This is a genomic window from Allosediminivita pacifica (genome assembly GCF_003054175.1).
Classification (GTDB): Bacteria; Pseudomonadota; Alphaproteobacteria; order Rhodobacterales; family Rhodobacteraceae; genus Allosediminivita; species Allosediminivita pacifica.
In genome coordinates this window covers 45,770-54,575 of the sequence record NZ_QBKN01000030.1, presented here as the reverse complement: position 1 = coordinate 54,575, position 8,806 = coordinate 45,770, and the positions used below count along the sequence as shown (strand labels likewise).

At 62.7% G+C, this 8,806-nt stretch carries 10 protein-coding genes; 3 read left to right on the top strand and 7 right to left on the bottom strand.

The window, feature by feature from the left end; genetic code table 11:
- Window positions 1-102 precede the first annotated feature (102 nt).
- Together C8N44_RS19110 and C8N44_RS19105 are read left to right on the top strand one after the other, a co-directional pair.
- Complete coding sequence (locus C8N44_RS19110) at window positions 103-654, top strand: ThiF family adenylyltransferase (protein WP_244641125.1); 552 nt, start codon at window positions 103-105, stop codon at window positions 652-654.
- Window positions 655-659: 5 nt separating this feature from the next.
- Window positions 660-1,019: a ubiquitination-like system serine protease family protein gene (locus C8N44_RS19105; RefSeq protein ID WP_244641126.1), complete on the top strand. Its 360-nt coding sequence runs from the start codon at window positions 660-662 to the stop codon at window positions 1,017-1,019.
- A 235-nt stretch (window positions 1,020-1,254) separates the two neighbouring features.
- On the opposite strand, the gene C8N44_RS23585 is transcribed toward C8N44_RS19105, so the two are convergent.
- Window positions 1,255-1,419, bottom strand: coding sequence for a hypothetical protein (locus C8N44_RS23585; protein ID WP_009574204.1), 165 nt, complete (start codon window positions 1,417-1,419; stop codon window positions 1,255-1,257).
- A 291-nt stretch (window positions 1,420-1,710) separates the two neighbouring features.
- Complete coding sequence (locus tag C8N44_RS19100) at window positions 1,711-2,421, bottom strand: IS6 family transposase (RefSeq protein WP_107978361.1); 711 nt, start codon at window positions 2,419-2,421, stop codon at window positions 1,711-1,713.
- Between the two features lie 220 nt (window positions 2,422-2,641).
- On the opposite strand from C8N44_RS19100, the gene C8N44_RS19095 reads away from it, so the two are divergent.
- The gene (locus C8N44_RS19095; protein ID WP_369817429.1) at window positions 2,642-2,929 is read left to right on the top strand and encodes a hypothetical protein; all 288 of its coding nucleotides are present in this window, start codon (window positions 2,642-2,644) and stop codon (window positions 2,927-2,929) included.
- 47 nt (window positions 2,930-2,976) lie between these two features.
- Here the strand turns inward: C8N44_RS19095 and C8N44_RS19090 are convergent, their stop codons facing one another.
- The 5 genes from C8N44_RS19090 to C8N44_RS19075 all read right to left on the bottom strand — a co-directional run bounded on the left by C8N44_RS19090 (window position 2,977) and on the right by C8N44_RS19075 (window position 8,793).
- Window positions 2,977-3,642 carry a L,D-transpeptidase gene (locus C8N44_RS19090; RefSeq protein ID WP_107978365.1) on the bottom strand — a complete coding sequence of 222 codons (666 nt, stop codon included), beginning with the start codon at window positions 3,640-3,642 and terminating at the stop codon, window positions 2,977-2,979.
- 208 nt (window positions 3,643-3,850) lie between these two features.
- Entirely contained in the window at window positions 3,851-5,176 is a 1,326-nt protein-coding gene (locus tag C8N44_RS19085) for an APC family permease (RefSeq protein WP_107978360.1), read from the bottom strand.
- Window positions 5,160-7,259 carry an AarF/UbiB family protein gene (locus C8N44_RS19080; RefSeq protein ID WP_210204190.1) on the bottom strand — a complete coding sequence of 700 codons (2,100 nt, stop codon included), beginning with the start codon at window positions 7,257-7,259 and terminating at the stop codon, window positions 5,160-5,162. The genes C8N44_RS19085 and C8N44_RS19080 overlap by 17 nt, the downstream gene beginning before the upstream one ends.
- Window positions 7,226-8,326, bottom strand: coding sequence for an SDR family oxidoreductase (locus C8N44_RS23465; RefSeq protein WP_158274094.1), 1,101 nt, complete (start codon window positions 8,324-8,326; stop codon window positions 7,226-7,228). Before C8N44_RS23465 ends, C8N44_RS19080 begins: the two co-directional genes overlap by 34 nt.
- Entirely contained in the window at window positions 8,326-8,793 is a 468-nt protein-coding gene (locus tag C8N44_RS19075; RefSeq protein ID WP_107978358.1) for a c-type cytochrome, read from the bottom strand. Before C8N44_RS19075 ends, C8N44_RS23465 begins: the two co-directional genes overlap by 1 nt.
- Between the last annotated feature and the right edge of the window lie 13 nt (window positions 8,794-8,806).

The window sequence follows — 8,806 nt, the reverse complement described above, 5'->3', positions numbered from 1 at the left end:
TCGCGCACATTGCGAAACGCACTCCCCATCATGAGATGGGTATCACCTCGCAGTGCCGGAGCTCATCTACAACGTGGGGCGCAGCCGCCGCTTACAAACAACTTGACGATCCCCTGCGACGTCATCTTCGGATGCACGGACGATCACGCCGGGCGCCTCTACTTGAACCGCGTGGCGCACTTCTACCTGATCCCGGTCATCGATGTCGGGCTGGTCCTCATGCCCCGTGACGATGGTGAGCCCGGCCTCCTCGAGATGGCCGCGCGGGTCAGCGTGCTGTTTCCCACGTCGGCGTGCCACGGCTGCCGCGGCACAGTCGATCGCGTCAGGGCTCGCGAGGAGGACCTCCAGCGATCGGACCCCGCCGAATATGAACGGCAGAAGACCGAAGCCTACGTCCGCGGCGGAGGTAATCCCGCGCCGGCCGTCGTGACCTTCACCTCCGAGGCCGCCACCATGGCAGTGAACGAACTTCTTGCCGGTCTCGTCGACTTCCGCGGCGGCGGCGGATGGACATGGCAACGCTATCGCAAGCTCGACAAGGGCTTCGAGCGTTCGCAGGCAGCGCAGCCCCGGTCCGACTGCCCGGTCTGCGGCAGCGAGGAATACTGGGGTCTCGGCGACATCGATCCGTTCCTGGATCGCATCGGGTGAGCGGGATGATGATCGACATTCTGCGGAAGTGCCTCGAGCTCTTCCGCCTCATTCCACGAAGTGACCTGCTTGCCAGGGTAACACCCACACACCCGACGCCGGATCAGATCGTGCCGGGGGAGATGACCATCGTGCGCGATGGCGTCGACAAATGGGCCTGCTTCCACTGCCCTGGTGGGTGCGGCGAGACCATCAAGCTGTCCCTCAGCAAGAACCGGAGGCCCAAGTGGACGGCCATGTCAGACTGGCTGAGGCGCCCGACCATCTCGCCGTCGGTCCGCCAGACGAACGAATGCCGGTGTCACTTCTGGATCCGGCAGGGGCGGATTGACTGGTGCCGCGACAGCGGTTCCCGATCAAGATGACTGCGCAGCTTTCGGGCCAGAGGCCAAATGACTTCATAGCCAGCAGCGATCTCGTTGCGGACATTCGTTCGTGCCGCAGCAAAAGACTACTCTCCGCCCAACTTGGGCGCATCACGGTCCACGCCGGGTCGCATACCGGCGTTCCTCGGATCGGCATCGCCGATCTCTTTGTCGGTGATAGGCCCACGGGCACACCTGTGCCACGCCTGGGCCCTCGGGAAGTGAGGCCGAAGCCTCACCCGAAGGGATCGTATTCCGAGACGATCACGACCTCGTCTCCGTCGATTTCATCGGCGGGGACGGCGCCATAGGTTCCATCACCTGCCTGGAAGACGACGATCGAGACCATGAGCGTGGCGGCGAGGGAGGCGGCGAAGGCGTGAGCATCTTTGCGGGACATCTGTTTGGCTCCTGTCTTGGAGGCGGAGGACCATCCCCCGCGCGACAGGACCCCGCAGGCCCGAAGACTGGCTGACATCACCGGGTGCGTTCGGCTCGTCCGAATCCACCCGGCGGCACGGGTTCGCCCGTAGTCCGACCCCTCGCGGGTTGATCTCGAAGACAGGATTCGGGGCAAGGAAGGGAATGGCGAGCGGGGGATGGTGCAACCGCTGACTGGAGCCGGGTGTCCCGCTGAGGGACTGTTGCATTATCGCGCTTGTGTCGAACGTGCGCCTGATGGCCCAGTTGGTCACGCGGCGGTTTTGAACAGGCTGGCGATGAATTCGATCTCGCCGATGACGCCGGGTTGTTTGACGTGGATATGGCCGCGTTTGATGCTCCGGATAGTCTCGATTCCGCTCAGGGTGGCTTTGGCGGTTCGCAGCGATCGGAAGCTTTGCCGGTAGCCAAGAAGCCGTTTCAGGGCGGCGTGGTCGCTCTCGATCAAGTTGTTTCGCCATTTCCGGTCGATGTGACGGATGCTTTCGAAGTGTGGGTCATATCGATGGTTGATCTCGCGGATAACGCGCCGGTAGGCGTGGGCCTTGTCGGTGCAAATTGTCACTGGTCGATGGAGCCGCACCCGCTCGATCGCCTTGCGCAGGAAAGCTCTCGCGGCCTTCGCATTACGCCGTGCGGTCAGCCGAAAATCGACCATTTGACCGTTCGCATCGATTGCCCGCCAGAGGTAGCGCCACTTGCCTCCGACACGGATATAGGTTTCATCCACGTGCCAATCGACGCTCGCCCGGCGCAGATGCTTCTCGGTTCGCTTGGTCAGTTCCGGACCAAATTTCTGAACCCAGCGATACACTGTCGAGCGATCAACGGTGACGCCGCGCTCTGCTAGAAGATCGACGACATCCTGGTAGGACAGTGGATAGCGCAGGTACCAGCGCACCGCACATAAGATGGTGTCGCGCGGAAAGCGGTGATGTTTGAAAGGTGGCTTACGCGGCATACTGGCCCTCAAAGGCAACAGCCTCGCTGCCGATCCCACATAATGCAACAGTCCCGGATTCATTGATTCCACATTGACATAGCCCCTACAGTAACTAGAGCTTCAAGGGCAAAAAGTGGATATTCGTCCAGCAAGAAAGGCGCCCTGCGGAGGCTTGAAGCTAGCCGCCCCCTTGAAACGACGCGGTTGGAGCAACGCTTGCCGGTACGAAGCGATCAGAATGAGTGAGGTAGACATGCAGAAACGAAACGCGCCGATTATCGCAGCGACATTGGTGCTTGCTGGCTGCGCGGTGCCAACGCTGGACGACGGCGGCGCTCGCAACGAAGTGGGAAGTGTTCCCGAGGCCGTCATTGCCCTTGCTGCGCCTGGTCAGGATCTCACCACGGCGCGGCTTCGTCCCGAGGATGGCTGTTATTGGTATGAACACAGCGGTCCGGTGGAAAACACCTTGGTTCCGCTACGCTCGGCAGGTGGCAACCCCATCTGCACTTCGCGCCAGTCCTGATCAGCCCATAGATGCGTCAAGCCCACGCGTAACACATGATGCGCCAGTCAACTTCTCGGGGTGACGCTGTCTTCCGCCGAGTACAGGAATGCCGTCGAGCCAATCTCGACGTTGGGATAGAGATCATTGATGTGTGCCATGACCATTCGGACGCAGCCGGAACTCGCTCGGCCGCCGATGCTTCTCGGTTGAGGCGTGCCGTGAATGCGTAGATAAGTGTCGCGGTTCCCGACAAAGAGATAGAGGGCGCGCGATCCGAGCGCGTTCGCAGGTCCGGGTTCCACACCGTCGGCGGAATCGGCGTAGAGTTCGGGATCGCGTTTGATCATGTTCTGCGTCGGTTTCCAATGCGGCCATTCGACTTTGCGCTTGATCGTATACGTGCCCGGTTCGTACAGTTTGCCGCGGGCGATCGCCACGCCATAGCGCATTGCCGTGCCGCCCTCTTCGATGTGATAGAGATAGCGCGCAACAGCATCGACATGGATATCACCGGGTACAAGTCCGTCCTTCGCGAGGACCCGCTGTGGCAGGAAGCGAGGGTGAAGGCCCCAAGGGTTGGACGTGGCCGGGTCGTAGCCGGGAGGTGTAACCTGTGCGTCCCAAGCTGCCTTCTGCGCATCGGTAGGCCACGTGTCTGCAAGGAGCGGGCTGGATATCGACGCCGAAAACAGCGCGGTGGTCGTTTGGATGAAATGGCGTCTTGTCAGCATCTTTTCTGATCCCTTCACAAATTTCACAGCGGCCCGAACCCTGCCCTGAACGCATTGACGTTCGTCCAGGAAAGCTTGCGGACAGAACTTGTACGTGCCCAGGTGCCGCTCCTTGTCGGTCGTCATAACCCCTACAGCTGCTGGAGGCTCAAGAAAAATCTTTGTTACCAGGATCTGTCACTGGCGTTTGGAGGCATTCACGACACGTTCAATGCTCATGAGCGGCCTGCGGCGCGAGCCATCGGGACAAGTACAACCGCTCGAGGATAAAGACCGCCACAATTCCGGAAACTGCGTAGAGCACGATGACCGGGTCGCTCTGGAGCTTCATCGCCGTGAAAGCCACCAGCACCACCGCGTCGAGCGTCAGGGCGGTCAGCAGCACGAGGCCGGACGCTCCGATTTCTTCACGCCGGTAGCGGAAGACGCCCCAGTGCACCACCATATCCATGACGAGATAGAAGAAGGCGCCGAGCGAGGCGATCCGGCCCAGATCGAAGAACACCGCGAGCGTCGAAGCGATGACAACGGTATAGACCAGGGTGTGCCGCTGGATCGGTCCGGACATTCCGAAATGGCTGTGCGGGATCATCTTCATGTCGGTCAGCATCGCCAGCATCCGCGACACCGCGAACACGCTGGCCAGCACACCGGACGCGGTGGCGACCGCTGCAAGTATGACGGTCAGAAGGAAGCCTGTCTGACCCAGTGCGGGCTCTGCCGCCTCGGCCAGCGAATAGTCGCGCGCCGCGACGATCTCGTCGATGGTCAGACTCGATCCGACGCCGAATGCCACCAGCAGGTAGACGGCCACGCAAATCCCGATCGAAAGCATTATCGCCCGACCCACGTTGCGGTTCGGCTCGGTAATCTCGGACCCGCTGTTGGTGATCGTGGTGAAGCCCTTGAAGGCCAAGATCGCGAAGGCCATCGAGGCGATGAACCCGGTCACACCATAGGCTTGCGCCGGGTCGGATGCGGCCGCGAACCGAAAGCCGCTGGACCAGATCGCGGCAATGCCGAACAGCCCGATGCCGCCGATCTTGATCGCCGCCATGACCAGCGAAAACAGCCCGACCGACCGATTGCCCGCGATGTTCACGACGTAGGCGAATACGATGACACCCACGGCGAGGATTGGCACCAGTGGCCCACCATCGATATCGAAGGGTCGCAGGACATAGGTGGCGAAGGTACGGGCGACGAGACTCTCAGCGATCACCATGCTGAGTGCCATCAACAGCGCGGCCCCGGCCGCAACAGCCCCGGGACCATAGCATTTCTGCAGGATCATCGCGATTCCGCCGGAGGAGGGCCACTTGTTGGACATCCGGATGTAGCTGTAGGCGCTGAAACCGGTGACGATTGCGCCCGCGATGAAGGCCAGCGGGAAAAGTGGTCCGGCCAGCTGTGCGATCTGCCCGGTCAGCGCGAATATGCCGGCCCCGATCATCACGCCGGTTCCCATTGCGACAGCCCCTCCAAGGGTAATCGAGCCTTCGCGGTAGGTGTCGCTTCTATTTTCGTTCTGCATTCCGTCCTGCCTTGGTTGTTTTCGCACCGTCCAGAACGGGTCCAGATTGCCAGCGAAAGTCACAATGATCATGGCGGCCGGCAATGGTCTTGGGCCGTACGAGCCTTCGGCCCCACTTCTCGGCTACCGGGAAATCGAGCGCGCACCACGTGGCGGTGCAAAGTTCCGCGTCGTCGTGATGGGCGAAGAACTCGGCCACTGGGCACTTCGTGCAGTCGAACGCGACGACATCCTCACCCGCTTCGACATCCCGCCAGCCATAACCTGGTGGCCCGAATGGGAAGCGGCGGAACATGTCGGTCGCGATCCGCAGCCGTTTTACCGGATCTGCGGTGATCGTGCGAGCCAGTTCCCAGGGGGGATCGGCCATTCGCCGGTAGATATCCCAGCCGATCGCATGGATTAGCGCGTGGCTTTGCGCGGGCGACCGACCTTGCGAGACAAGGGTCCGGTGCAGTGCCAGGGTCAGCGCCGCAAGATGCGTGGTCAGGATTGCGCCGGTGTTCGGCTGAAGCGGAAGATCCGTCTCCAGAACATCGTATGTCGCCCAGGTCTCGGCAAGCACTCGCTCCGTCTCCCGCCCCAGGTGGCGCTGCGCGAAATGGTGAAACAGCGCCATAAGCCCGGCCCTTCCAAGGCCCCTGTCCGCCGGCCCGAAGGCGCCCATCACGCTTTCCCACATGCCGTGGATCGCTGAGCGGTCCCAGCTCTCGTCAATCGCTTCGGCGGGCGGCATGGCGCCGGTCAGCAGAAGTTCGGGAAGAACCTGGGAAATGCGCCCTAGCGGATGGCTTGTTGCAAGCCTTGCGGCCACCTCCCGCGCAATGAAGGGCCGCGAAATTTCGTCGAAGCGGGCTTCGGGTGCCAGTTCGAACAGAAGCGCCTCGGCCGTCGTGAGCGCCTTGGCGTGAAGCATGAGCGAGGCGGGAAAGACGAACCCGGCGCGATAGCCCGCACGCATCATCGCGAGGTATGTCCGCGCAAGGCTGGCTTCACGCGAGGGTGCCGCATAGAACCGGGCGGCGAGGTCGTTGAATGCCTGCCGGAAGTGCGCGTGATCCGCGCTTGGCAGCGGCTTGGTCTGCTGGTTGAAATGATGGTAGGCGCGCCGGGTCTGCCGCTGCGCCACGGCCATCCAGTAGAGCACGAAGCGGTCCCGCTCGGCCGGGTTCAGTTCGCCATACATGCCGAAGTCGAGCAACGTGAAAGTGCCATCGGAGTGAAAGACGATGTTGCCGGGATGGAGGTCGGCGTGAAACAGGCCGTCCGAGACGAACATTCTGAGCAGCATGGACACCAGCCGGTCGACCAGTGCGGATTGAGTTGATCCCGAAAAAGTGGCCGCCGCCTCGGACAAGCGCATGCCCCCGACCCAGTCCATCGTTAGCACGCGGGCCGTGGTGTGGTCGGGGAAGGCCCTGGGGACACGCACACCTTCCTGTCCGGCGAGATTTGACCGAAACCTTTCCATGACGCGGGCTTCGGCCTGAAAATCCAGTTCCCCCATCGAATAACGCCGGAATTCTGAGAGAAACGCCGGCAGGTTTGTACGGCGAAGTCGTCGCGGCGCCAGCACACGCAGGAGCCGAAGCCCGAACTCTAGTGCATCGAGGTCGCGGCGGAACAGCGCCTCCAGTCCCGGGCGCTGCACCTTGACGGCAACGGTCGTGCCGTCTTTCAGTCTCGCCTTGTGCACTTGTGCAAGCGACGCGGCAGCGATGGGCGCGGACTCGAAACTGTCAAAGGCCGTCTCGAGCGGCGCACCGAGTTCCTCCTCGACCACGCGCCGGATCGTCGCGAAATCCATCTCGGGCGCGCGCTCCTGTAATTCCGCCAGCCGTGCGATGTAGCTTTCGGGCAGGATGTCGGGGCGGGTGCTGAGAATCTGTCCTAGCTTCACGAAGACCGGGCCGAGCGTGATTAGGTCCTGCGCAAAGCGGTCTGATGGGCGCATGTCGCAGCCATCAGGGTCGTAGCGCCGAAGCGCCCAGATGTCCGGCGACAGGGTGGTGAGAATGCGGACAAGCCGGAGCAGGTTCCCGACTGGCTTCATGCCCGATCTCCCGCAGCTCCGCTGGACCACGTCTCGATCGGCATGTCGGGAAGAAACCGGCGCAAGGCGTCGAATGCCTCGGCCAGCGTCAAATGGTCGACGATGGTTGTGGAGCCGCGCAGTGGTTTCTCGCCTGCGTTGACAGCGCGGATCGCCGCCAGGATCATCGCGGCCGTAACCTCTGCCTGGTCGCCGGCCGCGAGATGCCGGTCGCTCAGAACGCCGCCGTCTGGCCCCAGCGCTTCGACCGCGATCCGGGTGCCGACGCGCCCTAGCGGTGGTAGCCGCATCAAGATGCGCGTCAGTCCACGCTTGTGCCGGGCCAAGGCGGGCCCGAGGCCTAAGCGCAGGAGCAGGCCGGTCAGGTGCGTCGCATAAGGCGGATGGAGCGCCAGAAAGGTACGGACCCGGAGAGGCGAGCGCCTCCCAGTTTGTCCTACGATACCCTGCTGTGCGAAGCCGAGGCCGAGCGCCGTCTGCGACCTCCCGCCCCGCTCGAAGATAAAGCGGCGGCGCAGATCCCCGGGTCGCACCGTTGTGCTTGTGGCACCGGAAACTTGGTACTTGTCTGCCAGGGCGCCGATCGACCATTCTGTCGCGGCGCTACCGTAGTGGCGCCCCATGCCGAGTTCCAGACCGATGTCGATGCTCGCGCATTCTTCGGTTTGCGCGGCATCTGCAGCTATCAACGTGCTGAGGCCCGGCGCGGCGCCGACGCAGACGACGCCGATACCCGCGCCGCCGTTCGCCGACACCTCCTGTCTGATCAACTCCACATAGTCCGGAGAGGCAGAGGTTTCGAGGAAATTTCCGCCTGCGCGAACGACATCGGCCGCGACCGACGGTGGAGTGGCCTCAGTCAGGTTGACCACTGTCGCGCCAAGCGGAATTCTTGCGGCAGCATCGGTGGCCGCGATGTTCAGACGAAGTGTCTTCACCCGATCGTCCGACGCCCTGCCCCGGCGCGAGACAACCAGAACGCTGGCCGCCGTGTGATCCAGCAACAGAGATACCAATCGATTGCCGACATCGCCCGTGCCGCCGATCAGTACGATCATCCCCAAGGTATCCATTGCCAGATCAACTCGCCGCGCCATCACTGGATTCCGTTGGCGCGTTGCAGCTCGCGGATGTAGGTGACGATCACGGCGACCGTTTCATCCGTCATCCCTTCGACGGGCGGCATGTCACCGAAACCCCAGTGGTGCGCCTGCACCCCGGTCATGGCGGCCCTAAGGAAGGCCGTATCGCCGTGATGACCGGGTTCGTAGATTGGATGGACCAACGGCGGGCCATTGCCGGTTCCGCCGGCTGCGTTGATGCCGTGGCAAGACGCACAGGAGCGTTCGAATGCAACCTGGCCGAAATAGCCGGGCGCACTCAGGGTGTCCGGCACCTTGACGGTCTCGGGGTCAGGTGCCGGGCGTCCTGCGTCGGCCCCGTGCATCTGCGTGCTAACCCGTGGCCGGTCGCGTCCTTCGTCGGACTGGGCGAAGAGACTCGTCGCGAGTCCGCCGATAACAAGCACCGCAATTGCGGACCGCGTCGCAGTCATCCTGTGCATTCTTTCGGGCTCC

Bases quoted from the DNA above. Each gene is read 5' to 3' on its own strand.
- C8N44_RS19105 (WP_244641126.1), top strand. From the start codon at position 660: ATGATGATCGACATTCTGCGGAAGTGCCTCGAGCTCTTCCGCCTCATT.
- C8N44_RS23585 (WP_009574204.1), bottom strand. From the start codon at position 1,419: ATGTCCCGCAAAGATGCTCACGCCTTCGCCGCCTCCCTCGCCGCCACG.
- C8N44_RS19100 (WP_107978361.1), bottom strand. From the start codon at position 2,421: ATGCCGCGTAAGCCACCTTTCAAACATCACCGCTTTCCGCGCGACACC.
- C8N44_RS19095 (WP_369817429.1), top strand. From the start codon at position 2,642: ATGAGTGAGGTAGACATGCAGAAACGAAACGCGCCGATTATCGCAGCG.
- C8N44_RS19090 (WP_107978365.1), bottom strand. From the start codon at position 3,642: ATGCTGACAAGACGCCATTTCATCCAAACGACCACCGCGCTGTTTTCG.
- C8N44_RS19085 (WP_107978360.1), bottom strand. From the start codon at position 5,176: ATGCAGAACGAAAATAGAAGCGACACCTACCGCGAAGGCTCGATTACC.
- C8N44_RS23465 (WP_158274094.1), bottom strand. From the start codon at position 8,326: ATGGCGCGGCGAGTTGATCTGGCAATGGATACCTTGGGGATGATCGTA.
- C8N44_RS19075 (WP_107978358.1), bottom strand. From the start codon at position 8,793: ATGCACAGGATGACTGCGACGCGGTCCGCAATTGCGGTGCTTGTTATC.